Annotated in this window: 21 protein-coding genes; 11 read left to right on the top strand and 10 right to left on the bottom strand. The window is 71.0% G+C overall.

The window, feature by feature from the left end:
• Positions 1–307 precede the first annotated feature (307 nt).
• Positions 308–2,443, bottom strand: coding sequence for a DEAD/DEAH box helicase (locus J2S44_RS12875; RefSeq protein ID WP_310412552.1), 2,136 nt, complete (start codon positions 2,441–2,443; stop codon positions 308–310).
• Between the two features lie 42 nt (positions 2,444–2,485).
• On the opposite strand from J2S44_RS12875, the gene J2S44_RS12870 reads away from it, so the two are divergent.
• A complete protein-coding gene (locus J2S44_RS12870) occupies positions 2,486–3,385 on the top strand; it encodes an SMP-30/gluconolactonase/LRE family protein (protein WP_310412549.1) in 900 nt (299 codons plus the stop codon).
• On the opposite strand, the gene J2S44_RS12865 is transcribed toward J2S44_RS12870, so the two are convergent.
• Positions 3,363–4,373, bottom strand: coding sequence for a GlxA family transcriptional regulator (locus J2S44_RS12865; protein WP_374727836.1), 1,011 nt, complete (start codon positions 4,371–4,373; stop codon positions 3,363–3,365). The two genes, J2S44_RS12870 and J2S44_RS12865, sit on opposite strands and share 23 nt — an antisense overlap.
• A 54-nt stretch (positions 4,374–4,427) precedes the next feature.
• Here J2S44_RS12865 and J2S44_RS12860 point away from each other — a divergent pair, with 54 nt between their 5' ends.
• Together J2S44_RS12860 and J2S44_RS12855 are read left to right on the top strand one after the other, a co-directional pair.
• Positions 4,428–5,738, top strand: coding sequence for an MFS transporter (locus tag J2S44_RS12860; protein ID WP_374727835.1), 1,311 nt, complete (start codon positions 4,428–4,430; stop codon positions 5,736–5,738).
• Between the two features lie 76 nt (positions 5,739–5,814).
• Complete coding sequence (locus J2S44_RS12855; protein ID WP_310412540.1) at positions 5,815–6,204, top strand: cupin domain-containing protein; 390 nt, start codon at positions 5,815–5,817, stop codon at positions 6,202–6,204.
• Here J2S44_RS12855 and J2S44_RS12850 read toward each other — a convergent pair.
• Together J2S44_RS12850 and J2S44_RS12845 are read right to left on the bottom strand one after the other, a co-directional pair.
• Positions 6,197–6,736, bottom strand: a complete 540-nt coding sequence (locus J2S44_RS12850; protein WP_310412537.1) for a hypothetical protein — start codon at positions 6,734–6,736, stop codon at positions 6,197–6,199. The genes J2S44_RS12855 and J2S44_RS12850 overlap by 8 nt on opposite strands.
• Before the next feature lie 265 nt (positions 6,737–7,001).
• On the bottom strand, positions 7,002–7,712 hold the full coding sequence (locus J2S44_RS12845) for a hypothetical protein (RefSeq protein WP_310412534.1): 711 nt from the start codon (positions 7,710–7,712) through the stop codon (positions 7,002–7,004).
• Positions 7,713–7,901: 189 nt separating this feature from the next.
• Between J2S44_RS12845 and J2S44_RS12840 the strand changes: the two genes are divergently transcribed.
• On the top strand, positions 7,902–8,213 hold the full coding sequence (locus tag J2S44_RS12840; RefSeq protein WP_310412531.1) for a hypothetical protein: 312 nt from the start codon (positions 7,902–7,904) through the stop codon (positions 8,211–8,213).
• Here J2S44_RS12840 and J2S44_RS12835 read toward each other — a convergent pair.
• The 4 genes from J2S44_RS12835 to J2S44_RS12820 all read right to left on the bottom strand — a co-directional run bounded on the left by J2S44_RS12835 (position 8,210) and on the right by J2S44_RS12820 (position 12,749).
• A complete protein-coding gene (locus J2S44_RS12835; protein ID WP_310412527.1) occupies positions 8,210–9,499 on the bottom strand; it encodes an amylo-alpha-1,6-glucosidase in 1,290 nt (429 codons plus the stop codon). The genes J2S44_RS12840 and J2S44_RS12835 overlap by 4 nt on opposite strands.
• A gap of 85 nt (positions 9,500–9,584) precedes the next feature.
• Complete coding sequence (locus J2S44_RS12830) at positions 9,585–10,427, bottom strand: glycosyltransferase family 2 protein (protein WP_310412524.1); 843 nt, start codon at positions 10,425–10,427, stop codon at positions 9,585–9,587.
• Between the two features lie 120 nt (positions 10,428–10,547).
• Positions 10,548–11,705 carry a glycoside hydrolase family 12 protein gene (locus J2S44_RS12825; RefSeq protein ID WP_310412522.1) on the bottom strand — a complete coding sequence of 386 codons (1,158 nt, stop codon included), beginning with the start codon at positions 11,703–11,705 and terminating at the stop codon, positions 10,548–10,550.
• Between the two features lie 282 nt (positions 11,706–11,987).
• The gene (locus tag J2S44_RS12820; protein WP_310412520.1) at positions 11,988–12,749 is read right to left on the bottom strand and encodes an IclR family transcriptional regulator; all 762 of its coding nucleotides are present in this window, start codon (positions 12,747–12,749) and stop codon (positions 11,988–11,990) included.
• A gap of 76 nt (positions 12,750–12,825) precedes the next feature.
• On the opposite strand from J2S44_RS12820, the gene eda reads away from it, so the two are divergent.
• The 4 genes from eda (at position 12,826) to ctaD (ending at position 17,731) form a co-directional block, all read left to right on the top strand.
• Positions 12,826–13,464, top strand: a complete 639-nt coding sequence (gene eda, locus J2S44_RS12815) for a bifunctional 4-hydroxy-2-oxoglutarate aldolase/2-dehydro-3-deoxy-phosphogluconate aldolase (RefSeq protein WP_310412517.1) — start codon at positions 12,826–12,828, stop codon at positions 13,462–13,464.
• Entirely contained in the window at positions 13,458–14,546 is a 1,089-nt protein-coding gene (locus J2S44_RS12810; RefSeq protein WP_310412513.1) for a sugar kinase, read from the top strand. The genes eda and J2S44_RS12810 overlap by 7 nt, the downstream gene beginning before the upstream one ends.
• A gap of 157 nt (positions 14,547–14,703) precedes the next feature.
• Complete coding sequence (locus tag J2S44_RS12805) at positions 14,704–15,825, top strand: FAD-dependent monooxygenase (protein WP_310412510.1); 1,122 nt, start codon at positions 14,704–14,706, stop codon at positions 15,823–15,825.
• A gap of 142 nt (positions 15,826–15,967) precedes the next feature.
• Complete coding sequence (gene ctaD, locus J2S44_RS12800; protein WP_310412507.1) at positions 15,968–17,731, top strand: aa3-type cytochrome oxidase subunit I; 1,764 nt, start codon at positions 15,968–15,970, stop codon at positions 17,729–17,731.
• Between the two features lie 271 nt (positions 17,732–18,002).
• On the opposite strand, the gene J2S44_RS12795 is transcribed toward ctaD, so the two are convergent.
• Positions 18,003–18,944, bottom strand: a complete 942-nt coding sequence (locus tag J2S44_RS12795; RefSeq protein ID WP_310412505.1) for a LysR family transcriptional regulator — start codon at positions 18,942–18,944, stop codon at positions 18,003–18,005.
• Between the two features lie 80 nt (positions 18,945–19,024).
• On the opposite strand from J2S44_RS12795, the gene J2S44_RS12790 reads away from it, so the two are divergent.
• The 3 genes from J2S44_RS12790 to J2S44_RS12780 all read left to right on the top strand — a co-directional run bounded on the left by J2S44_RS12790 (position 19,025) and on the right by J2S44_RS12780 (position 23,187).
• A complete protein-coding gene (locus tag J2S44_RS12790; protein ID WP_310412502.1) occupies positions 19,025–20,317 on the top strand; it encodes an aspartate aminotransferase family protein in 1,293 nt (430 codons plus the stop codon).
• Positions 20,318–20,444: 127 nt separating this feature from the next.
• Positions 20,445–21,998: a polyprenol phosphomannose-dependent alpha 1,6 mannosyltransferase MptB gene (gene mptB / locus J2S44_RS12785; protein WP_310412497.1), complete on the top strand. Its 1,554-nt coding sequence runs from the start codon at positions 20,445–20,447 to the stop codon at positions 21,996–21,998.
• Between the two features lie 607 nt (positions 21,999–22,605).
• Positions 22,606–23,187: an RDD family protein gene (locus tag J2S44_RS12780; protein WP_310412494.1), complete on the top strand. Its 582-nt coding sequence runs from the start codon at positions 22,606–22,608 to the stop codon at positions 23,185–23,187.
• 127 nt (positions 23,188–23,314) lie between these two features.
• Here J2S44_RS12780 and J2S44_RS12775 read toward each other — a convergent pair whose 3' ends face one another.
• A complete protein-coding gene (locus J2S44_RS12775; protein WP_310412491.1) occupies positions 23,315–24,895 on the bottom strand; it encodes a DUF7379 domain-containing protein in 1,581 nt (526 codons plus the stop codon).
• Positions 24,896–25,062: the final 167 nt, after the last annotated feature.

Genomic DNA, 25,062 nt, shown 5'->3' with positions numbered 1-25,062 from the left:
CCCCGGCCCCTGTCGTGGGCGGTCAGGAGGTGCAACCGCCCCGGTCGATGTCGGTGATCAGGCCGGGGGCGCCGGCTTCCACCGAGCAACTCGTGGGTGCGGCACGCGGTCGCCGGCTGGTCCGTCGGGAGCAGCGTGCCGAGCCAGCCCAGGTCACCGGCCGGCACCGGGGCGGCCGGTACGCCGATCTCTGATCTGCGGAACCGGCGGCGGGACGTGCAGGGAGGCCGCCCGCGGCCGACCGGTGCCCGCGGGAGCATGCGGACCGCACCACGCCGGAAGCGGGAAAATCCGCTTCGGTGGGTCGCTAGACCGCGAGGCGGCGCTGTTCCTCGGCGATCACGGCCTTGGCCAGGTCCACGTCGACCGCGTCGGGGGAGGACCGGGCCACCTCGCTGTGCCGCGCGTACTCGTCGAACAGGCGGCGCTTCTGCTGCAGGATCTCCAGGATCCGCTGGTCGGGCCCGTCCGCGGTGAGCAGCCGGTGCACCTGGACGGAGCGCACCTGGCCCATCCGGTGCGCGCGGGCCACGGCCTGGTCCTCGATCGTCGGCTTGATCTGCGGTTCGCAGAGGATGACCACGGACGCGGCCTGGATGTTCAGCCCGACGCCGCCGGCCTGGATCTGGCTGATCAGCACGGAGTGGCCGGGGACCGCGCTGAACGCGTCCACCAGCTTCTGCCGCTCCTCGACCGGCGTCGAACCGGTCAGCGGGCCGAACGCGCCCGGGCCGAGCAGCTCGGCCACCTCGGTCAGCACGGACCGGAAGTTGGAGAAGACGACGACCTTGCGGCCGTTCTCCCGCGCCTCGACGACCAGCTCCCCGAGCCGGTGCAGCTTGCCGGAGCCGCCCGGGTCCGCGGTGAACGCGACCTGCCGCATGGCCATGAAGTTCCCGGCCGCGACCGCCTCCCGGTACGCGGAGAACTCGGCCCGGTTGAACTCCGACCACTCCTCGGCCCGCACCAGCTCGGGCAGCTCCTTGAGCACGTCCTCCTGGTTGCGCCGCAGGTAGACCGGGGCGACCGCCTGCCGGAACGCCACCGGCCCGGCGACCGTCTCGGCCAGGTCCAGCCCGTCCGACACGCGCGGCTGCAGGTAGCCGATCAGGTTGCGGAACTCGTCCAGCTTGTTCTCCATCGGCGTGCCGGACAGGAAGATCACCCGCGGCACCCGGTCGGTCCACTCGCGCACCGCCCTGGACCGGCGCGTGTCCGGGTTCTTCACGTAGTGCGCCTCGTCCACCACCATCAGCGCGACCCGGGTGCGCTCCGGCACCTCGAGCGTGTGCAGCGAGTCGACGGTGGCGATCGCGACGCCGCCGTCCTCCGTCCAGGTGCGCAGGTTCGCGCCGCGCTGGCCGCCGTGCAGCAGGTACGCGGTGAGCTTGCTGCGGTCGGCGACCTCGCGCGTCCAGTTGACCATCACGCTGGCCGGGCAGACCACCAGGAAGTGCGTCTCACCCCGGGCCCGCAGGTGCGCCATCGCGGAGATCGACTGGACGGTCTTGCCGAGGCCCATCTCGTCGCCGATGATCACCCGGCCCTGGGCCAGCGCGAACCGGGCGCCGAACGACTGGTACCCGCGCAGCGTCACGGTCCGGAACGTGTCGTCCAACTCCTGCCGGCGCACCCGGCCGGTGATGTCGGTCGGCAGGAAGCCCTGCGACGAGTCGACGTCCGGCTGCTCGGCACCGAGATCACCGAACGCGGTGTAGTACTCCGCGGACCGTTTCTCGAAGTCCTTCCAGACCGTGCGCGGTGACGCCGGCCGTTCGCGGATCGCCCGCTCGGCCTTGGCGAGCTTCGCGGGGAGCTTCTCCCGCTCCGCGTCCTCGACGAGCCGCCGCAGCTGGTCGACCGCGGCGCCGGCGCGCTCCTTGCGGGTCCGCCCGGCGAACAGCATCCGCAGCAGGCTGCCCGCGACGGACGCGGAGCGCAGCGCGGACTCGAGCTCGTCGACCAGGCGCCGGGCCGGTCCGCGTGCCGGGCCGACCGCGGGCTCGGCCCGCAGCACCCGGTGCGTCGCGGTCAGCAGCGCGGTCGCGGCCCGGTCCTTGGTGTCGACGTTGACCCGGACGGCCAGCGAACGGGCCGCGGCCTCGGCCACCTGCTCGGCCACGGCCCTCAGCTGCCGTGCGCTCGCCGCGCTCAGGCCGGGCAGCTGCGCCAGCTCGGCCTCGGACCGGGAGCGGACCGCACCGATCGTGGTCAGCCCGGCCTTCTCCAGCGGCGCGGTGCGGATCTTCGGGCCGCCCGCGTCGCGCAGCGCCGAGACCGGCAGCGTCTCCAGGTGCCGGGCCAGCAACTGCTCGCGTTCCCGCAGGTAGGCGTCGCGTGCCTCGCCCCGAATGTGCCGATCGCCGTCCGCGACCCGCTCGGCGGCGTCCCGCAGCCGGCGTCCCGCGGCCAGCACCTGCCGCGCTTCCGCCCGCTCCACCACGCGCTACAGGCTACGTCCCCCGCGCCGGTTTAGCCTGTCGGGATGACCGAGCTGGTGAACGCGCGCTTCGAGGCCCTGGACGAGCGGTTCGACGGGATCCGAGGGGACCGGTGGCTGCAGCGGCTGCACACCGGCTGCCGCTGGACCGAGGGCCCGGCGTACTTCCCGGCCGGCCGCTACCTGGTCTTCAGCGACATCCCGAACGAGCGGATCCTGCGGTACGACGAGACGACCGGCGTCGTGGGCGTGTTCCGCGAACCGTCCGGGTACGCCAACGGCCACGTGATGGACCGGGCCGGGCGCCTGGTCAGCTGCGAGCACGGCAACCGGCGCGTCACCCGGACCGAGCACGACGGCAGCCTCACCGTGATCGCGGACCGGTACGACGGCAAGCGCCTGAACAGCCCGAACGACCTGGTCGAGCACTCCGACGGTGCGATCTGGTTCACCGACCCGAGCTACGGCATCGACAGCGACTACGAGGGACACCGGGCGCCGAGCGAGATCGGCGCCTGCAACGTCTACCGCGCCGATCCGGCCACCGGCGAGGTGCGCCTGGTCGCGGACGACTTCGACCGGCCGAACGGGCTGGCGTTCTCGCCCGACGAGTCGCTGCTCTACATCGTGGACAGCGCGCGGCGGCACATCCGCCGCTTCCGGGTCACCGACGAGGGCACGCTGACCGGCGGCGCGGTCTTCGGCTCCTGCGACACCGGCAGCTTCGACGGGCTGCGCCTGGACGACGCGGGTCGGCTCTGGGCCGCGGCCTCGGACGGCGTGCACTGCTTCGACCCGGACGGCACGCTGCTCGGCAAGCTGCACGTGCCGGAGTGCGTCGCCAACCTCACGTTCGGCGGCCCGAAGCGCAACCACCTCTACCTCACGGCCACCACCTCCCTCTACGCCATCCGCCTCACCGTCACCGGCGCGACACCGCGCTGAACGACCGGCGGTACGCGCTGGGGGCGACGCCGATGGCGGCGTGCAGGTGCTGGCGCAGTGACGCGGCGGTGCCGAGACCGCAGCGGCGGGCGATCTGGTCCACGTTCAGCGACGTGGTCTCCAGCAGCCGGCGGGCCAGGTCGACGCGGCGTTGCAGCAGCCAGCGGTTCGGGCTGACGCCGGTCTCCTCGCGGAACCGGCGGGTGAACGTGCGCACGCTCATCCGCGCGTGCCCGGCCAGCTCCGGCAGTGACAGCGGCGTGTCCAGCCGGTCCAGCGCCCAGGCCCGGGTCGCGGCCGTGTCCGCGCCGGCCGGGGAGGCCGGGACCGGCCGTTCGATGAACTGCGCCTGGCCGCCCTCCCGCCAGGACGGCACCACGCAGCGGCGGGCGGCCCGGTTCGCCACCTCGCTGCCGTGGTCGGTGCGGATGATGTGCAGGCACAGGTCGATCCCGGCGGCCACGCCGGCCGAGGTGAGCACCGGTCCGTCGTCGACGAAGAGCACGTCCGGGTTCAGCCGCACCCGCGGGTAGAGGCGCCGGAACGTGTCCATCCACCACCAGTGCGTGGTGGCCGGCCGGTCGTCGAGCAGGCCGGCCGCGGCCAGCACCATCGACGCGGTGCAGATGGACACGATCCGGGCGCCACGCGCGTGCGCGGCCCGCAGCGCGGCGGTGACCGCGGGATCCAGCGTGCCGTCCTCGACCGGTGGCCCGGAGTCGACGCCCGGCACCACGACCGTGTCCGCCTCGGCCAGCAGTGCCAGGTCGGTGCCGTCCTCCGGCGCGATCATGATGCCGGCGCTCGCCAGGATCGCGCGGCCGTCCGGCGTGCAGGTGCGGGTGCGGTAGAGGCGGTGGCCGGCCGCGTCGCGCGCGGAGCGGAACAGCTGCACGGCCGTGCCCAGGTCGAACGGGACGACGCCGGGCAGCGCGAGCACGGCCACCAGGTGGCGCGGATCAGCGGACATGGCCCGATTCTTACGCATGATGGCCTGCGGGCCACTAGCTCGAGGGGTCACATGTGCCGAGACTCGTTTCTCGTGCGCTCTCCTCGAGTTGGAATTCACCCCGCCTGGTTCGTCGCGGCCGTCGCGTTCGTGGCGCTGGTCGGCGCGGCCGGCTTCCGCGCCACGCCCGGCGTGATGCTGCATCCGCTGCACGCGGAGTTCGGCTGGCCGCTCGCCGTGATCTCCGCGGCCGTCAGCGTCAACCTGCTGCTCTACGGCCTGACCGCGCCGTTCGCGGCCGCGCTGATGGACCGGTTCGGCATCCGCCGGGTCGCCGCGGTCGCGCTGCTGCTGGTCGCGTCCGGCAGCGGGCTGACCGTGTTCATGACGGAGAGCTGGCAGCTGTTGCTCTGCTGGGGCGTGCTGGTCGGCCTCGGCACCGGCTCGATGGCGCTGTCGTTCGTGGCGACCGTGACCGGGCGCTGGTTCGTGCGGCGGCGCGGCCTGGTCACCGGCGTGCTGACCGCGGGCGGCGCGGCCGGGCAGCTGATCTTCCTGCCGATCCTGGCCGTGCTGGTCCGGGACAGCGGCTGGCGGACCGCGTCGCTGACCGTCACCGTGGCCGCGCTGCTGGTCGTACCGCTGATCTGGTTCTTCCTCCGGGATCACCCGCGGGACCTGGGCACGACCGCTTACGGCGGCTCGGTGGAAGATCAGGATCAGAAACCCCGGGGCAACGCGGCGGTACGGGCGGTGCGCGCGCTCGGCGCCGCCTCGCGTACCCGCGCGTTCTGGTTGCTGGCCGGCGGCTTCGCGATCTGCGGCGCGACCACGAACGGGCTGGTCGGCACGCACTTCATCCCGGCCGCGCACGACCACGGCATGGCGGAGACCGCGGCCGCGGGCCTGCTCGCGCTGATCGGCGTGTTCGACATCGTCGGCACGATCGCGTCCGGCTGGCTGACCGACCGGTTCGACGGCCGGATCCTGCTCGGCGCCTACTACGCGCTGCGCGGCCTGTCGCTGCTGGTGCTGCCCACGCTGTTCGCGGCGGACAGCGGCCCGAGCATGCTGGTCTTCATCCTGTTCTACGGCCTGGACTGGGTGGCGACGGTGCCGCCGACCGTGGCACTGTGCCGCACCTACTTCGGCGGCGACGGCGCGGTCGTGTTCGGCTGGGTCTTCGCCGCGCACCAGGTCGGTGCCGCGATCGCGGCGACCGCGGCCGGTCTGGTCCGCGACCGGCTCGGCGAGTACGACCTGGCCTGGTACGTCGCGGGGGTGCTGGCGCTCGGCGCGGCCGTGCTGTCCCTGCTGCTGTTCCGGGCCCGCCGCCACGACCGGGTCACGCCGCCGGCCGACGGGCTCGCGCGGCCGGGCCGATGGTCGCTCCGGACGACCTGAGCGAGCGCGGGCGATCCGCGCAACACGGGCCGGAAGACCTGAGTGACGAGGGGACCGCGGGGGTAGAACTGACACCATGGAGCACTACACGATCGCCACCGTCGCGGAACAGTACTCGGATTTTCGTCGCGTCCTCTGGACCGGCAAGCACACGCAGGTCGTGATCATGACGATCCCGGCCGGCGGCGAGATCGGTGAGGAGGTCCACGAGGTGGACCAGATCCTCACCTTCGTCAGCGGCGTCGGCCAGGCCAAGGTCAGCGGCCAGACGCGCAAGGTCAGCCAGGGTGACATGGTCATCGTCCCGGCCGGCGCCAAGCACAACTTCACCAACGAGGGGCCGAACCCGCTCGTGCTCTACACGGTCTACGGCCCGCCGGAGCACGCGGACGGCGCGGTGCACGCCACCAAGGAGGAGGCGGACGCGCTGGAGGAGGCCGGCAAGGACGAGCCGCCGGCTAACTGACGACGTCGGTGTCGCCCGCGACCGCGCACTGCATCAGCGCGGCGCCGGCGGCCAGCTCCCGGGACGCGGCGGAAGCGAGGTCCAGCTCCCGTTCGGTACCGCTGACGTGCAGCGCGCCGTACATGGCGATCGCCACGTCGGCGGTGCCGCCCGCGTTCAGGTGGCTCAGCAGCAGGTCACTGACGTACTGATCGCTGACGGAGGCCGGGCCCGGGTGCCGGTAGGCGATGAGCCGCCGCCACAGGTTGCCGGTCTCACCGACGAACGTGCGGTGTCCGCAGATCGAGTCGACCCAGGTGAAGCGGTAGAGACCGGGCCGGTCCGGCAGCACCGGGAACGCGAGCCGCCCCAGGCCGTCCACAGTGATCTTCCCGGAGTGCCGCCAGTGCATGACGATGCGCAGATCCACGGTCCCGCCCTTGGGCCTCGGCGTGTCGTATCCGCGGTAGCCGGCACCGAGGTGCGGCCGCTCCACGGTGGCCGCGCCGGCTGCGAGCAGCTCGGCCAGCGGATCGGGGTGGTTGCCGGGCATCGAAGCGCCCCCTTGTCTCCGGGCGCGGCCGGTGGGCCGCGTCGCCGGACAGGTTCCTGCCGGTCGGTGGTGAGGACGCTCAGCGTGGTGCCGGCCGCGTGCCGGGCCGCGGTGGCGGGCCGGTCGACGTCGGGGCTGGACGAACCTCGGTGCCGGCGCCCGAATGGTGCCGGACGGCCGTGCAAGGCTAATTCTGCTCGCGTTCGCCGTGCCCGGACTCCGCTGAGCGGTTCACATGCCCACCGGCTCGGTGAGCAACCATCGGCTATGCGGCCGAAGGTTCCGACCTTCGGTCACCCCCGGTGTCGAACATTCGCCTTAACTCGATCCGGCCCTGTTCGGCCGCCGCCCGTAGCCGTTCGACGGAGGTATCCGTCGGTGCGGTGACGGGAATCCGCAGCTCAACGTCCATCAGATCGCGACGGAGCCAGGCGCGGATCGCCTCGTGATCACGGAGCGTGTCGTCGTGATCGGCAACGTTCCATGCATCGGACAGGTACGGCGTGTTGTCACGGCCGAGCGCGGCCAGCAGACCGGCCCGGCGGGTCAGGCAGGCCGCGCAGTGCCCGCACTGCGCGGTGGACGGGCACGGCGCGCGCGTGCAGCTGATCGTCCGGGTGAGCACCGGCGCCGGCAGGCCGGCCCGCAGACCGCGGCGGAAGACCTCACCGGAGGTGGCCAGCAGGTACGGGTTGACCGTGCCGGCCGGGGGTGGGTCCATGCCCGGCGGCAGCTCCAGCGCGCGCAGCACGTGCGCGGGTGCCACGCCGCCGTCGTACGCGCCGTGCCGCAACCGGACCGGCCTGGTCGCCCTCGACTCGACCGCCGCGAACAGTTCCCGGACGCGCCGCGAATGACCGTCCGCGACCTCGGCCGGCCCGATCAGGATCAGCGGGGACGCACTGGCGCGCGCCCGCTCGGCTGCGTGGACGACCGAGTCGGGGTCGCCGGTGAATGGCAGGATCTCCTCAGCCACCAGCACCTCCCAAAGCCCGCCGCCGACCATAGTAAATACCCGTAGTCATTGGCTAGTGTCGCTCAGTCGCCGGAAGCTGAACATCGTGGGAATTGCACGAAACGCTTATTCCAAGGCGTCCGAAACGGGACACGTGCGAATCGGCATTTTATGTTGTCAATGCCGCGTCCCGCACTCGAAAATGCTTCGGTGACGACCGATCCACCCCCGCGCCCCTCGATCAACCAGGCGTCCCGCCGATACCGCGGTGCTCCCGGTCGCAACGTCACCCCCGGCCCACGCCCGTCACCGGCCCCCGCCGCACCGGCCGCCGGCACGGCATCGACCGGCGGCACCGCACCGGGCGGCGGCACCGTGCCCGCCGCGACCCCGGAGGCGTGCCCCGATCGCCGCCGGCACGACCGCCGCCTCCTGCTCCTGCGCCGTCTGCAGTACGCGGCCGTCACGCTGGCCCTGATGATCGCCACCGGCGCCACGGTCGCGCTGATCTGCACCCACTAATCGAGGGGATCCGACAGCAGGTCCAGCGCGAGCGCCGCGGTCCAGCTGAACTCCGGCGCGCCGAGGCCGGCGCCGGTGCGCGGGTCGTAGTACTCGAAGCTGCCGCCGGCGTCGATCAGGCCGAGCGTCCGGTCGCGCAGCACCGCCGCGAGCGCCGCCCGGCCGTGCCCGATCAGTCCGCGCCGGAGCAGCCAGTTCATGTTGATCCAGATCGGGCCGCGCCAGTACCGGACGGCGTCGAAGTCGGCCGCGGTCCGGTCGTAGCTGGTCACCGGCAGCGGGCCGCCCAGCCCGAACCGGGGTGACGTGGCCACCTCGATCAGCGACGTCACCACCTCGTCCGGCAGCCCGGGCAGCACCAGCGGCACCAGGCCGTTGACGCATCGCGCCGGGGACCGCTCACCGGAGAGCACGTCACGTGCGTGGAACATGCCGGTCCGGCGGTCGTGGAGGTGCGCGACCATCGCGGTGACCACGGCCCGCGCGCGCTCGCGGTGGTGCGCGCCGGGCCGGCCCAGCTCCGCCGCGATCTCGGCCAGCGTGCTCTCCGCGAGCGCGTACAGCGCGTTGAACGACGGGCACTCCATCACGAAGGGGTGCCGCCCGACCAGGTCCGTGTCGTCGTAGCCGCGATCCCGGTACGCGCCCGCGATCGCCAGGAACCGGGAGTAGTCCTCGTCCGTGGGCCGGTGCGCGGGCGCCGCGACCACGTTGTCCCGGCGCCGGTGGACGCGCAGCAGCTCCGGGTCGGCCGGCACGCGTGCCATCGCGGTGTCCCAGCCGGGGCTGTTGTCGAGACCGGACTCCCACGGGTGCGTGATCGACACCAGGCCGTCGGCGCCGGCGTCGCGGCGTGCGGCCAGGTAGTCCTGCTGCGCGCACAGTCGCGGGTAGAACCAGGCCAGCCGGCCGCGGTCACCGGTGCGGCGGAAGACCTCGTGCACCGCGAGCGCGTGCACCGGCGGCTGCACCAGCCCGGTGGTCGAGCGCGGCGGCAGGTGCGGCGTGGCCGGCGCGTCCCAGAACCCGGGCCCGGGGAAGTAGTTCTCCGCCGGGACCTCCGGGTTGAAGACGATGTGCGGCACCCGGCCGTCCGCCCACTGGGCCCGGAACAGCGTGTGCAGCTCCCGCCACGCGCGGTCCGGGCGGACGTGGGCGAGGCCGATCGCGGTGAACGCCGAGTCCCAGCTCCACTGGTGCGGGTAGAGCGAGCGGGCCGGCACCGTGTGGTCACCGGCCCAGTTCAGGTCGAGCACCTGGACGGCCCGTGCGCGGAGTGCGGCCATCGATCGATCCCCCGCCCGGTGTCGACGTTCGTCCCCGTCGATCCGTTCCCGGCCGGGCGGCGGCCAAACCTCGGTCCGCGTGCCGTTACGCCCCGGCGGGTGCGGCCGAGGCGAGCGTGCGGACCGCGGCCTCGACGTGCGCCGGGAGCGGCCGGCGGTGCCGGAGCACCCACGGCAGCAGCCGCGCCGCGTCGGCCAGTCCGCCGCGTGCGGGCCCGCCCGTGCGCCAGGCCGACCGGGCGGCCGCGGCCGCGATCGGCAGCGGGCGGCGCAGCCACGACGTGAGCAGGTCGTTGCGGGCCTGACGGCGCCGGCGGCCCGCGACGTCCCGGCCGGCCGGGAGCGGCAGGTGCCGGACCGTCAGCGCCGGTACGTACGCCAGCCCCCAGCCCGCCGCCGCGAGATCCATGGCGAGCAGCGCCTCCTCGCCGTACACGTGCAGCGTGGGGTTGAAGCCGCCCACGGCGAGGAACGCGTCCCGCCGGACCACGGCCGCGCACGCCAGGAAGCCGAGGACCGAGGGGCCGGGCAGGTCGGTGGGCGTGCCGAGCGGTGCCGCCTCCATGGCGGCGGAGATCGGGTCGGCGCGCCCGTCCGCACCCACCAGCACCTGGCCGGTGAGCAGCGCCGCGCGCGGATGCGCGTCCAGCAGCGCCGCGGCCTTGCCGAGCGAGCCGGCCTCCCAGTACGAGTCGTCGTCCGCGAACGCCACGAACCGGGTCTCGGCCAGTTCCGCGCCGACGTTGCGCCCGGCCGCGCCGAGGTTGACGGCCGACCGCACCACGTGGACGTGCGGTAACGCGGCCGAGACCGCCTCCGCCGTACCGTCCTCCGACGCGTTGTCCACCAGGATCACCGGCGCCTCGTGCCGCGGCAGGTAGCGAAGCAGCTGTGCGCGCCGGTTCCGGCTGGCCACGACAACGGTCACGTCATCCACCGCACCGGTCTACCCGAAAAATGTCCGGATATGCGCTGCGGCGCACCGCCCCGGGACAAGCGAGGAGGGGCCGGTGCGGGCCGGCCCCTCCTCTGTGGGAACTGCGCGGGGTTAGGCGACCGCGCAGGCTGTGCCGTTCAGGGTGAACGCGCCCGGCTCCGCGAACGCGCCCGTGGAGCTCGCCTGGAACCCGAACGCCGCGGTGCCACCGGCGGCGATCACGCCGTTCCACGCAATGTTCTTCGCAGAGACAGTCTGCCCGGTCTGGGTAACGGTGGCATTCCAAGAATTTCCGACCCGCTGGCCGGCCGGGAGTGTGAACCCGAGGTCCCAGCCGTTGATCGCGGTGCTGCCGGTGTTCCGTACCGTCACGTTGGCGGTGAAGCCGCTGTTCCAGGCATTCGTGTCATAGGTGATCGTGCATCCGCCGGCCGGGCCGGGCGGCGGCGAGGTGGTGCTCGGCGGCGTCGGGGACGCCGTGGTCGGCGGCACCGTTGTCGGATTCGTGCCGGGACCGTTGACCGCGGCCGAGAACGAGTTGACCGCCAGGCCCGCGCCGCCGATCCACGGCTCGAAACCGGCCTGGATGCTGGTCAGGTACCACGAGTTGGTGATCGCGCCCCGGTTGCGGATGTCGTTGATGAAGTCCAGCACGCTGAAGTTCCAGGACGTGATCGCGGACGGCGCCAGGTACGAGATGACGTTGTTCGCGCCGTTGCTGCCCTGCCAGACCTCCCAGGTCCGGCCGCCGACCGTGGCCGAGCCGACCGGCGAGCCGATCGGCTGGATGTTCCCCTGCCGGTTGAACCAGATCATGATCTCCATCTGGTTGACGCCGTCCCGCTTCGGCGACGGGTCGAGCCAGATGTCGTAGGACGCGTTGTACGTGGCGCCGTTCACGAACGTGTAGTCGATCGAGCTGGTCGCGTTGTTGATCGCGCTCACCTGGATCGGCAGGTTCGTGCCCGGCGAACAGTTCGTGTAGTGGCAGCCGAGGAAGACCGACGGGTAGGACACCGGCGCGCCGCTGGTGTTGCCGACGCCCTGCTGCCGGGTGATCGAGAAACCGGTGTCGGTCACGTTGATGCATTGCTCCGCCGACGTGCCCCAGCGGTTGTTCTGCACGACGTACCGGTTCTGGATCGTGGTCGAACCGTACTGCTGACAGATCTCGGTGGCGGCGTTGGCGGCGCTGTTCACCACGAACGCGGTGGCGGTGCCCGCCAGCAGTAGCGCGGCCGCCGCGATGGCGCGGATCGGTCGTTTCATGGGTAGAGTCCTCACGAGGATGTCCGTGGAGCCGGATGGTGGGTTCCGTGTCACGCCCCCAGTTTCGACGTTCGTCGATATGTCGACCGTTGAAACGGTGCAGCGCCGGTTGAGCCGACGCGGCGGGGCTGCGCTACCTGGCCCAGTGGGCGACCAGCACCGGGAGCGCTCCCAGGGGGCGTTAACAGATTTACACGCCCGAAAACCGCAGGCAACCCGAAGGCGCCTTTTCTTCTTCTTAAGTCCAGTCTCGCGCCGCGGGCTTGACGGCGCGCGCGGCCGTCAGGAGAGCAGTGCCCGGGCCGCCCGCACGCCCGCCAGCCCGCGCCGCAGCGCGTCCAGCACCCGCTCCTCGGTGGACGCGTTCACCCGCGCGGCCGGGATCGAGATGCTGATCGCGTCCGTGGCCGGCAGCCGCAGCGGCACCGTCATCGCGAAGCAGACGATGCCGTCCGTGTTCTCCTGCCGGTCCATCGACCAGCCCCGTGCCGCGATCGCGTCCAGTTCCGCGCGCAGCGCGCCCGGATCCGTGATCGTGTGCGCGGTCAGCGCCGGCAGCGGCCGGGGGAGCAGCGCGTCGACCTCGGCGGCCGGCAGCCCGGCGAGCAGCGCCTTGCCGAGCGCGGTCGCGTGCGCCGGCAGGTGCCGGCCGATCGCGCTGTAGAGCCGCAGCGGGTGGATCGACTCCCGCTTGGCCATGTAGACCACGTTCGGCCCGTCCAGCCGGCCCAGGTGCACGGTCTCGCCCAGCTCCTCGGACAGCCGGTCCAGCACGGTGGCGAGCATGCCGACCGCGTCGTCCGCCTCGATGTAGGCGGCGCCGACCTGGAGCGCGCGCATGCCCAGGCCGAAGCGGGTGCCGGTCGGGTCGGTCGCCACCCAGCCGCGGCGCGTCATGGTGCGCAGGATGCCGTGCAGCGAACTCTTCGGGATGTCCAGGTCGCGGGCCAGCTCGACCAGGGAGCGGCCGGGATGGGCGGCGAGCCGCTCCAGGATCTCCAGCGTCCGGTCGGCGGACTTCACGGGCTGCCAGTCGTCGGTCACGAAAGCTCCTCACTGCGTACCCCCTCATCTTTGACGCCTTGACAGGGGGTGTGACACGAGGGCTATGGTCACATACGTGACTGACGTTCGCCATCTTGAACAGACGATCGAGGCCGGGCGCATCCTGCCGGTGGTCGTGCTCCACGACGCGTCCGCCGCCGACGGGCTGGCCGGCGCGCTGCTCGCGGGCGGCCTGCGCAGCGTCGAGGTGACGTTCCGCACCGACGCCGCGGCCGACGCGATCCGGGCGATGGCCCGGCGCGACGAGCTGCTGGTCGGTGCCGGGACCGTGACCCGCGTCGAGCAGGTCGACCAGGCGGTGGAGGCCGGCGCCAGGTTCGTGGTCAGCCCCGGTTTCTCCGCGCGCGTGGTGGAGCGGTGCCAGGCCCTCGGCGTGCCGGTCTTCCCCGGCGTCGCCACCGGCACCGAGATCCAGATGGCGCTGGACGCGGGCCTGACCACGGTCAAGTTCTTCCCGGCCGAGCAGCTCGGTGGCGCGCCGATGATCAAGGCGCTCTCCGCGCCGTACGCGAACGTCCGGTTCATCCCGACCGGCGGCGTGACCACCAAGAACCTCGCCGACTACCTGGGCCTGAAGTCCGTGCTCGCGGTCGGCGGCACCTGGATGGTCGCCCCCGACCTGCTCGCCGCCCAGGACTGGGCCGAGGTCACCGCCCGCACCGCCGCCGCGCTCAAGGAGGCCGCCGCATGCTGACGATCAGGGAGAACGCCGCGTTCGACGCGGTGAGCCTCGGCGAGATCATGCTCCGTCTCGACCCGGGCGAGGGCCGGATCAAGACGGCCCGCTCGTTCCGCGCCTGGGAGGGCGGCGGGGAGTACAACGTGGCCCGTGGCCTGCGCCGCGCGTTCGGCAAGCGCACCGCCGTGGTCACCGCGTTCGCGGACAACGAGGTCGGCCGGCTGCTCGAGGACCTGGTGCTGCAGGGCGGCGTGGACACGTCCTTCGTGCACTGGGCGAAGTACGACGGCATCGGCCGTACCGTGCGGAACGGGCTGAACTTCACCGAGCGCGGCTTCGGCGTGCGCGGCGCGGTCGGCGTCTCCGACCGGGGCCTGACCGCCGCGTCCCAGCTCAAGCCGTCCGACGTGGACTGGGAGCACCTGTTCGGCACGCTCGGCGTCCGGTGGCTGCACACCGGCGGCATCTACGCCGCGCTCTCCGAGACCACGCCGGACGTGATCGAGGCCGCGATGGAGGCCGCGCACCGCCACGGCACGATCGTCTCCTACGACCTGAACTACCGGCCCAGCCTCTGGCAGGCGATCGGCGGCAAGGATCGGGCGCAGGAGGTCAACCGCCGCCTGGCCCGGTACGTCGACGTCATGATCGGCAACGAGGAGGACTTCACCGCGTCCCTCGGCTTCGAGGTGCACGGCGTCTCGGAGAACCTGGACAACCTGGAGACCGCCGCGTTCCGCGCGATGATCGAGGCCGCGGTCAAGGACTACCCGAACTTCCAGGTCGTCGCGACCACGCTGCGCACCGTGAAGACCGCCACGGTCAACGACTGGGGCGCCATCGCCTGGCAGGACGGCACGTTCGCGGAGGCCACGCACCGCCCCGGTCTGGAGATCATGGACCGGGTCGGCGGCGGCGACAGCTTCGCCTCGGGCCTCATCTACGGGCTGCTCGAGGGCTACGGCATCGAGCGGGCGGTGGAGTACGGTGCCGCGCACGGCGCGCTGGCCATGACCACGCCCGGCGACACGTCGATGGCGTCGCTGCGTGAGGTGGAGGCGCTGGTCGGCGGCAAGGGCGCGCGCGTCCAGCGATAGAACTTCCACGTCGGGTGGCCGCGTGTTGAGCTGCGCAAATATGCGAACTCGTGGTCACCCGACGGCAGGACCGGTCATCCGCCTCTACCATGGTGCCGTTCGCGGCGAGTAATCTCTTGGCTTCAACGCGTGCCCACCCCTCGGAGGCGTCGCTCACATGGCCGGTACCACCCTGCGGATCCTGATCGTCGGCGCCGGCATCGCCGGTCTGGGCGTCGCTCGGGCCCTGCGTATGGCCGGTCTCCGGCCCGACGTCGTCGACCGGGAGCCGCCCTCGGCCGGGCCCGGCGCCGCGATCTTCCTCCCCGGCAACGCCACCCGCGCGCTCGCCGGCCTCGGTCTCACCGGCCCGCTGCGCCCGCTCGGGGCGGTCATCCACCGCCAGTCCATCTGCGACGCCGGCGGCGAGCCGCTCTGCGAGCTGGACCTCGGCCAGCTCTGGGACGGCGTCGGCGAGTCCCGTGCGCTGCCCCGCGCCGACCTCCAGCGCGTGCTCGTCTCCGCGGTCGGCGGAGTCGTTCGTCACAACACCGCGGTCACCAACCTGGAGCTGGACGAGGGCGGCCCGGTCAAGGTGGACTTCGCGGACGGCACCCGCACGGAGTACGACCTGGTCATCGGCGCCGACGGTCGCCGCTCCACGGTCCGCGCGCTGGCCGGCCTCGGCGGCGCCGCCCGTCGCACCGGCCAGTTCGTCTACCGCAGCGTGGTGTACGGCGGGCCGCCGGTCACGGACTGGACCGGCCTGCTCGGCGCGCACTCCAGCTTCGTGGTGATGCCGATGGGCGACCGCCGGCTGTACTGCTACGCCCACGAGACGGTGCCGGACGGCGCCACGCTCCCGGACGACGGGCTCGCCCGGGTCCGCGAGGTCTTCGGCGGCTACGGCGGCCCCGTGCCCGCGGTGCTCGACGCGCTGGAGAAGGTGCAGCTCGCCGCGCCCGAGGAGGTCGAGGTCGGCGGCTGGTCGCGCGGCCGGGTGCTGCTCGTCGGCGACGCCGCGCACTCCACCTCGCCCACCCTCTCCCAGGGTGCCGCGATGGCGCTCGAGGACGCGATCGTGCTCGCCGAGGTGCTCCGCACACACGCCGGTGACCTGCCGGCCGCGCTCGCCGCGTACGAGAAGCGCCGCCGCCCGCGGACCCGCTGGGTGCTGGACCGCACCCGCGACCGGGACCGCACCGGCGACGTCGCGCCCGACACGCGCGACCCGTTGCTGCGTAAGCGAGGCGACCGCATCTTCCGCGATTACTACGCTCCCCTGCGCGATCCAGCGTAGAGCAAGCACACGGCATCAACGGCGCGTTTGGTCACCCCGTGCCTACAGGGGCATCCCGAAGGATTATTCTGCCCCAGAGGTACGTCTGCAGATCAACTGTGCGTCGTGCCCACGTGGTGAGCTCGAAGACCGGAGGCTGCTCGTGACCACCGTCGCACCGAAGCCGATCGTCACCCGGCCCTGGCCGGTGCATAAACCCGCCAAGGGATCGGCGCTGGCGCGCATCCTGCGCACGACGGACGCGAAGCAGATCGGGATCATGTACATGATCACGTCCTTCGTGTTCTTCCTGCTCGGCGGTCTGATGGCGCTGCTGATCCGCGCCGAGCTCGCCGCGCCGGGACTGCAGTTCCTGTCGCCCGAGCAGTACAACCAGATGTTCACGATGCACGGCACGATCATGCTGCTGTTCTTCGCGACGCCGATCGTGTTCGCGTTCGGCAACTACATCGTGCCGATCCAGATCGGCGCGCCGGACGTGTCGTTCCCGCGGCTCAACGCGTTCGCGTACTGGCTGTACCTGTTCGGCGGCACGATCACCATGGGCGGTTTCTTCACGCCCGGTGGCGCCGCCGACTTCGGCTGGTTCGCCTACACGCCGCTGTCCGACGGCATCCACAGCCCGGGCGTCGGCGCGAACATGTGGGTCGTCGGCCTCGCGCTCTCCGGCCTCGGCACCATCCTCGGCGCGGTCAACCTGATCACGACGATCCTGACGCTCCGCGCGCCCGGCATGACCATGTTCCGGATGCCGATCTTCACGTGGAACATGCTGGTCACCAGCCTGCTCGTGGTGATGGTCTTCCCGTTCCTGGCCGCCGCGCTGTTCGCGCTGGCCGCGGACCGCATCCTGGGCGCGCAGGTCTTCAACCCGGAGACCGGCGGGCCGATGCTCTGGCAGCACCTCTTCTGGTTCTTCGGCCACCCCGAGGTGTACATCATCGCGCTGCCGTTCTTCGGCATCATCTCGGAGATCATCCCGGTCTTCAGCCGCAAGCCGATCTTCGGCTACAAGGGCCTCGTCGCCGCCACGCTGCTGATCGCCGCGCTGTCGATGTCCGTGTGGGCGCACCACATGTTCGCCACCGGCCAGGTGCTGCTGCCGTTCTTCAGCTTCCTGAGCTTCCTGATCGCGGTCCCGACCGGCATGAAGTTCTTCAACTGGATCGGCACCATGTGGCGGGGCCAGATCAGCTTCGAGACCCCGATGCTGTTCTCCATCGGCTTCCTCACGACGTTCCTCTTCGGCGGCCTGTCCGGCGTGCTGCTCGCCAGCCCGCCGATCGACTTCCACGTCTCCGACTCGTACTTCGTGATCGCCCACTTCCACTACGTCCTCTTCGGCACCATCGTGTTCGCCGTCTACGGCGGCATCTACTTCTGGTTCCCGAAGATGTTCGGCCGGATGCTGGACGAGCGCCTCGGCAAGCTGCACTTCTGGCTGACCTTCGTCGGCTTCCACACCACGTTCCTGGTGCAGCACTGGCTCGGCAACGAGGGCATGCCCCGCCGCTACGCCGACTACCAGGTCAACGACGGCTGGACCGAGCTCAACATGATCTCGACGGTCGGCGCGTTCATCACCGGCCTCTCCACGCTGCCGTTCCTCTACAACTGCTGGAAGTCCTACAAGGCCGGCAAGGTGGTCACGGTGGACGACCCGTGGGGCCACGGCAACAGCCTCGAGTGGGCCACGTCCAGCCCGCCGCCGTTGCGCAACTTCGACCGCATGCCGCGCATCCGTTCCGAGCGGCCGGCCTTCGACGCGAAGTTCCCCGAGCTGGCCGCCGGGCACCAGTCCGTCGCCGGCCCGCCGGAGGGCGGCGCCAAGCCGCTCAGCGCCGAGTCCGACGGCGGCGCCACGTACCAGGAGAACAAGGACCACACCCTGGACAAGGACAAGTAGCCACCCAGCTGCTTCCGGCCCCCACTCGCGTGTCGCGAGTGGGGGCCTTTTTCTCTTCCCGCTCCCGGCGTGGCCGCTCACCCAGTGCTCCCGCGGGCACCGGTCGGCCGCGGGCGGCCTCCCTGCCGGTCAGCGGGTGGTGCCGCACACCCCACACCCGCCACCGACGTCCGGCCATCGCCCCGCCACGGGGTGTGCCGGTCTCGCGCCGGTCGTCAAGGTGTGCCGGTGTCGCGGCGGTCGTCAGGGTCTGCCGGTCTCGCGCCGGTCGTCAGAGCGTGGCGGTGTCGCGGCGGTCGTCAGGGTGCGGGGTGGTGGGCTCGGCGGCGGCGGTGATGCGCAGCTGTGCGACGGCGCGGGCGATGATCGCGGCGCGGCGCGGGTCCTGCCGGGCGTGGACCACGATGCGGCGGAAGACCGACGGGCGGGTCAACGGGCGGACGGCCACGTCCGGGGCGATGCCGGCCACGGCCAGCAGCGGCAGGACGGTGACACCGAGCCCGGCCGCGACCATGCGCACCGCGGCGCGGTGGTCGTCCAGCCGGGCGGCGTAGCGCGGGGTGAAGCCGGCCGTCCGGCACGCGCTCAGCACGATCTGGCCGGTCGGGCTGTCGTAGATGTCATGGTCGATCCACGGCTCGGCCTCCAGGTCCCGCAGCGCGACCGCGGGGGCCGCGGCGAGCGGGTGAGTGGCCGGCAGCACGACGACCAGCGCCTCGACCGCGAGCTCGTACCGCAGGTGCCCGTCCAGCCGGATCCGTACGCCGTCGGCAGGCTCGGTGCGGATGTCCAGGTCCGGCTGGCGGCGACCGCGGCCCGGCATCGGCTCGTTGAGGCTGATCTCGACGGTGACGCCCGGCCGGTGCCGGTGCACCGCCCGCACCACGTCCGGCATCCACCGCTCGGCGGCCGACGCCATGCACGCGATCGCGAGCCGCTCCGCCTGGCCGTCCCGCAGGTCCGCCACCGTGCGCTCCAGCCGGCCGAAGTCGGCGAGCAGCACGCCGGCGTGCTCGGCGAGCCGGCGGGCGGCGTCGGTGGCGACGATGCCGCGACCCTGCTTCTCGAACAGCACCAGGCCGGTCTCCCGGGCCAGCGCGGTCATGTGCTGGCTGATCGTGGCGGGGGAGTAGGTGAGGTTGCGGGCCGCCGCGTTGATCGATCCGGCGTCCAGGACCGCGCGCAGCACCATCAACCGGTGCGGGTTGAGCATCCCGGAACCATACGGCCGTACCGAACGGTCAGCGGTTTTCATCTGCTTGTGGCACCGGTTACGGCGATCAAAAATGAGGAATGACGACCTTCTGGGCCGACGCGGACCGGCTGTTGATCCGCTACGGCGCGACGTTCACGCCGCGGATCATCGAGCGCGCCGAGGGGGCCTACGTCTACGACAGCGAGGGCCGCGCGATCCTCGACTTCACGTCCGGGCAGATGAGCGCGATCCTCGGGCACGCCCACCCGGACGTCGTCGCCACGGTGTCGTCCTCGGTCGCGACGCTGGACCACCTCTACAGCGGCATGCTCAGCCGCCCGGTGGTCGACCTCGCGGCGCGCCTGACCGGCACGCTCCCGGCCGGACTGGACCGGATGATGCTGCTCAGCACGGGCGCCGAGGCGAACGAGGCCGCGCTCAAGATGGCCAAGCTCGCGACCGGGCGGTACGAGATCGTCTCCTTCGACCGGTCCTGGCACGGCATGACGCACGGCGCGGCGTCCGCGACGTTCTCCGCCGGGCGGCGCGGGTACGGGCCGGCCGCGCCGGGCAACCTGGTGCTGCCGACACCGAACGGCTACCGGTCACCGTTCCGGGACCCGGACGGCGGCTACGACTGGGCGGCCGAGCTGGAGTACGGCTTCGCGCTCGTCGACCGGCAGTCCGCCGGCAGCCTCGCGGCCTGCCTGGTCGAGCCGATCCTGTCGTCCGGCGGGATCATCGAGCTGCCGGCCGGCTACCTGCGCCGGCTCCGCGAGCTGTGCGACGCGCGCGGCATGCTGCTGATCCTGGACGAGGCGCAGACCGGGATCGGGCGGACCGGCACGATGTACGCGTTCGAGCGCGACGGCGTCGTCCCGGACCTGCTGACGCTCTCCAAGACGCTCGGCGCCGGGCTGCCGGTGGCCGCGGTGATCGCGAGCGCCGAGCTGGAGGCGGTCTGCCACGAGCGCGGCTTCCTCTTCTACACCACGCACGTCTCCGACCCGCTCGCCGCCGCGGTCGCGCTGACCGTGCTGGACGTGGTGGAGCGCGACGGCCTGGTCGCCCGCGCCGCGGAGCTGGGCGGTCAGCTCACCGCGCGGCTGATGGCACTCCGCGACACCTACGAGGTGGTCGGTGACGTCCGCGGCCGCGGGCTGTTGCAGGGCATCGAGCTGGTCCGGGACAAGGGGAGCAAGGAACCGGCCGAGGCGCTGGGCGCGGCCGTCACGTCCGGATGCCTGGAGCGGGGACTGCACATGAACATCGTCCAACTGCCCGGTATGGGGGGTATCTTCCGGATCGCCCCACCGCTGACCATCACCGAGAACGAGCTGCACACCGGGCTGGACATCCTGGAGGACACAATTCGCGCCTGCGCAGCGTGACCGTCTCCTACTTTCGGCCGATGTAGGCCGCTCGCTTTCCCTCCTCTGGACAGAGGTTTGCCGACGCGGGATGAGGCAACCTTGGATCTAGGACTACACTGCGTGTATACACGGAGGGTGTAACGCTATGAGCAGGCAAAACGCGACCCGGCAGCGGTCGCTGCCCGAAGCACCGCCGCGGGTCACGCAGTCGGTGGCGACCTCGACCGGCCTGCTGGCGGTGACCGGGTCGGCGGCCACCGCGACGCTCGCGGTCGTCACGGCCGGTGTCATCCGGCCGTCGGCGATCACGATAGCGGCTGGACTGGTGGCCATGGGGGCAGTGGTCGGCGCGTGGCTCCTCACCGGGCGCCACGCCGCGCATCTGCCGCCGCGCGCGCTCTACGCGGTGGCCGCCGCCTGGGCCGCGCCGCTGCTGCTCGCGCGCCCGCTGTTCAGCGGCGACGTGTGGAGCTACCTGGCGCAGGGGGCGACGGCCGCGCTCGGCCTCGATCCGTACCGGCTGGGCCCCGCCTCGGCGCTCGGCGCCGACTCGGTCTTCACCGCGCAGGTGAGCCACTACTGGGCCGACACGCCCGCGCCGTACGGTCCGGCCTGGATGCTGCTGTCCCGCGGCGTGGCGCTGCTGACCGGTGAGAACCTGGGCGTGGGCGTGCTGGCGTACCGGTTGGTCGCGCTGGCCGGCGTGGTGCTGATCGCGTGGGCGCTGCCGCGGCTCGCCGTGCGGGCCGGGACGTCCCCCGGTGTCGCGGTCTGGCTCGGCCTGCTCAACCCGCTGATGCTGTGGCACCTGGTGGCCGGGGTGCACAACGACGCGCTGATGCTGGGCCTGATGCTGGCCGGCCTGGAGCTGGCGCTGGCCGCGGTCGACCGGCTGCACGCGGGTGGTGCGCCGGATCGCCCCGCCGCATACCTGCGTCTGGCCGCCGGTGTGCTGCTGCTGACGCTCGCGGCGGACATCAAGTTCGTGGCCGGCGCCGCGTTCTGCGTCGTGCTGGTCGCGATCGTGCACCGCACCACCCGGCCCGTCCCGCTGATGGCCGGCGTGGTGGCCGGCGCGGTCCTCGTCACCGTCGCGCTGTCCCTGGCCGCCGGCTTCGGTTGGATCACCGGCCCGCTGGGCTCGCTCACCGTCTACAGCTGGATGTCGCCGACCACCGCCACCGGCCTGCTGATCGGCGCGGTCGCCGGCTCCGGTGTCACCCCGACCGCGGTCACCGTGGCGAACATGATCGGTCTGGCCGTGTGCGTCCCCGTGGTGATCGGCCTGCTGGTCGCCATGTTCCGCGGCCGCGTCGAACCGATCCGCGGCCTCGGCCTGATCTTCACGGTCGCGCTGCTCTGCGGCGCCGTCGTCCAGCCGTGGTACGTGCTGTGGGCCGTCCTCCCGCTCGCCGCCGCGGCCCGCACCCACCGCAGCCGCCTCCGGATCGCCGCCACCAGCACGCTGGTCGCGGTGGCGCTGCCCCCACTCACCGGCGACGTAACCGCCATGATCGTCGGCTACGTCGTCGCGGCCGTCATCCTCGGCACCGCCGCACTGCTGATCCGCCGCCGCCTGACCCACCCGGCCGACACCGCCACCACGACCACCCCCGCCCCGATCACCACCCCGGCCCCCCTGCCACGCCAGTCCGCCGCGACGGAGCGCGAACGCGTAACCTCCCTCCCTCGCGCGTAACCCACCCCACCCTCCCCACCCAGCCACGCCGCGACGGGCAGCCGGCCACGCCGCGACGGGCAGCCGGCCACGCCGACGGGCAAAGCGGCCGTGCCGCGACGGCGAATCAGCCGTGCCGGGATGGACAACCGGCCGCGCCGGAACGGGCGAATCAGTCGGGCCGGGATGGGCCAGCGGCCGCGCCGACGGGCAAGGCGGCCGCGCCGGCACGGGCAAATCAGCCGGGCCGGGATGGGCAAGCGGCCGCGCTGGTGGGCAAGGCGGCCGCGCCGCGACGCCGAAAGCGGTTGGCCGCGAGGTAGGCCCGGCCGCGACATGCGGCGGTTGGGCATCGCACACCACGCGGCGTGCATGCGTGGCGGTCAGGCCTTACCGGCGCCGCACGATCGGCCTGCAACGTGAGTAGATCACCATGCTCTCCGGCCGTCGCTGCCCTCGTGCGCGCCACCGCGACGTGCGCGGCCGCTCATACCGATGAATCCGATCATGCCGACCACGGATTGACGATCGCGCGCCCCGGCGTCCACAAACCCTGTGCCGCGAGCGCCTGCTCCCGTTGACGGGTAAGCCAGACTCTCTCCATGGATGAAAGCGGATTGGCCGGCGGATGACGAGTGACAATATCGCGCCCGGTGATGAGCTCGACCTCGTGCCGGTAGCCCGTGAGCCGCTGAACAGGATCGCGGCATGGGCGGTCGATTGGTGCTGCATCATCGTCTGGGTGGCGATCACCGCGGCCGTCGGTGTCCCGCTCTTTCTCGCCGGCGCGACCGACGCGCTCGGCACCACGACCCTGAACCTCGTCGCCGCCGCGGTCGTGGTCTTCCCCGTCACCTTCTGGCTCGCCCATCTGGAGTCCGGCACCCGCCGAACAACGCCCGGCAAGCGACTGCGCAGACTGACTGTCATCACGGCCACCGACGGTTCCCGTCCTACCCTCCGCAGGGCGCTGCTCCGTAACACCCTCAAGATCGCTGTTCCATGGCTCATCGGCCACGCGGCCGTCTACGCGATCGCCGGAACAGGCGACTCCGGTGCGGTACCCATCGAATCCTGGCTGCTCACGGCCACGTCCTACCTACTCCCGATCGTGTACGTCGCCTCCCTGTTCATCGGCACGGGCCAAACCCCCTACGACCGCCTCTCGGGAACCGCGGTCATCCGAAGAGCGCCGGAAGGTGATACCTAACCCGTCCGGCTGGACGGACGGATCAAACACGCCATCCGCCATGACCAGGCACACTCTCGTGCCGATGTGAGCATGTCTTCCAGTGGGATCCGTAGATTGAGTTCGGCAGGGCAAAAATCGTGTATAGCTATAACAATCGCTGGTGCGCGGAGGCGATGGCGTCTCGTACCTCAACTTCATCCAAGTAGCAGAAGTGATCACAAGCAAGCTCGATGGTTTCCCCTACGCGAGTAAGGGCGGACGCCTGCGGTACCACGAGATCGTTATTCCCGTCTCCGATCGCACCTAGAGCAACGCCGCGTATAGCTGACCGCCAAATCCATGACAGCCCGCATTGACGAATGCTGGATTGGAAATCAACAGCCCCGCCCGCTCCAGTGGAGTTCGCGAGCGGGCGGAAGCTACTTGCGCGAATATATCCCGATTCTGTTTGCATATCTGCGATACCGTCCGGAATTCGCCCGAGGTACAAGAGGCCAAAAAGTCTAGTGAAAATGTCTATCTCCAGCTGATCCATCACCGCGAAAGAAGCTAGGAAGGCTTCTCCCGCCGCGTCGGCGATGGGCGTTCCCCCGAACGGAGTTCCGAGCGAAATTAGCTCCCCATGGGAAAGGTGTGCTTGGAGCCTCTCTAGAACCTCAGCCCCTACCAGACCACCGCGGGAGTGAGCAACGAACAGCACGCGACGGAGGTTCAGGTTCTGTACTTTTTGCAGTAAGTCAGCAGCGTTATGTGATACCGAGTGCCACGTATCATGCTCGAACCGGAGAACCGGCATAATTCGATTCGGCTTGCTGCTGGATATCGCATCTTGAATATCGCCCGCGAGCTTAACGCCGCAGCTCATCGTTCCATGTATCGCTACCACCGCTGCACCGTCGGCTACCTCGCTCGCATTTACGGATTCTATCGAGGGGGCGCTGCTCATCATCGTGGTGCGTCGCTCCTTCCACCAGCGGCGTAGACGCCAGGATGGATCATGGCTAGTGCGCTTACGCCGACTTGCGCGCAGACTCAGCGCCCGTCCAACAAGAAGCGTCACGCTTTCAATTGGGTTGAGCGATATCCGCCGCCTCCGGGGAAGCGGACCCCGTGCGGTGAATCCATCCATGCTGGCGCTATGCGAGCCCACGTAGTGGCGCCAAACAATCAGGCTTCCGTCATTTGGGAAGTCGTCATCCCTGACGTGCGGCGGCCAGCCGTCAAGGACATTTCCAGATTCATCTTCAGGTAAGTATGTTATGTCAATTATCATAGAGTCGGATGGGATGACCATTACAAACGCATCCGGTGCGAAGGCTGCAACCGTCACCGGTTCTCCGTCCTCGTCGAGTGACAACTCAAACTCGGGCGTGCGCCACGAGTTGCCATTTCCCAAGACTTTCAACCTGGCCATTTGCTCCTGCGGCAAATTTCTTGAATCAAGGACATCAGTGGTCGGAATTGAAGATTGGATCTCCTCAACTGAAGTCCTTCCCGCTGGTGCGAGAGGTGACAGATTCTTCAAGGTATTACCGAGATACAGATCGCCGAAGCGAAATTCTTGGAGTACTCGATCGATCAAAGATCCCGGTGCGCCTTCGATGGACAATCGGCTCCGAAGATATGTGTCGTCTGAAAGAACTTCTTCTTCATTGAAAATCGAGTCTCGGGTGTAAGCGCCGGGGGCGACTTGAAAAAGCGGGAACTTCTTCGACGTCTCATACACAAGTCCCGACCATAGGCGCATGCCGTGCCCATACCCTGAGAATCTATCGATTGTGCACAGGGTTGGTAGAGCTGCGCTAAACTTGCCGATTCGGCACCTCTCGTGGTCTAACTCTCATGCCGCCGATAGCGTGAAGCACCAGAACAACTCGTGGACCTGGCGCGCCA

The organism is Catenuloplanes niger, assembly GCF_031458255.1.
GTDB lineage: Bacteria > Actinomycetota > Actinomycetes > Mycobacteriales > Micromonosporaceae > Catenuloplanes > Catenuloplanes niger.
Note: the sequence above shows the minus strand (reverse complement) of the source record. Positions and strands in the feature narration are given on the sequence as shown.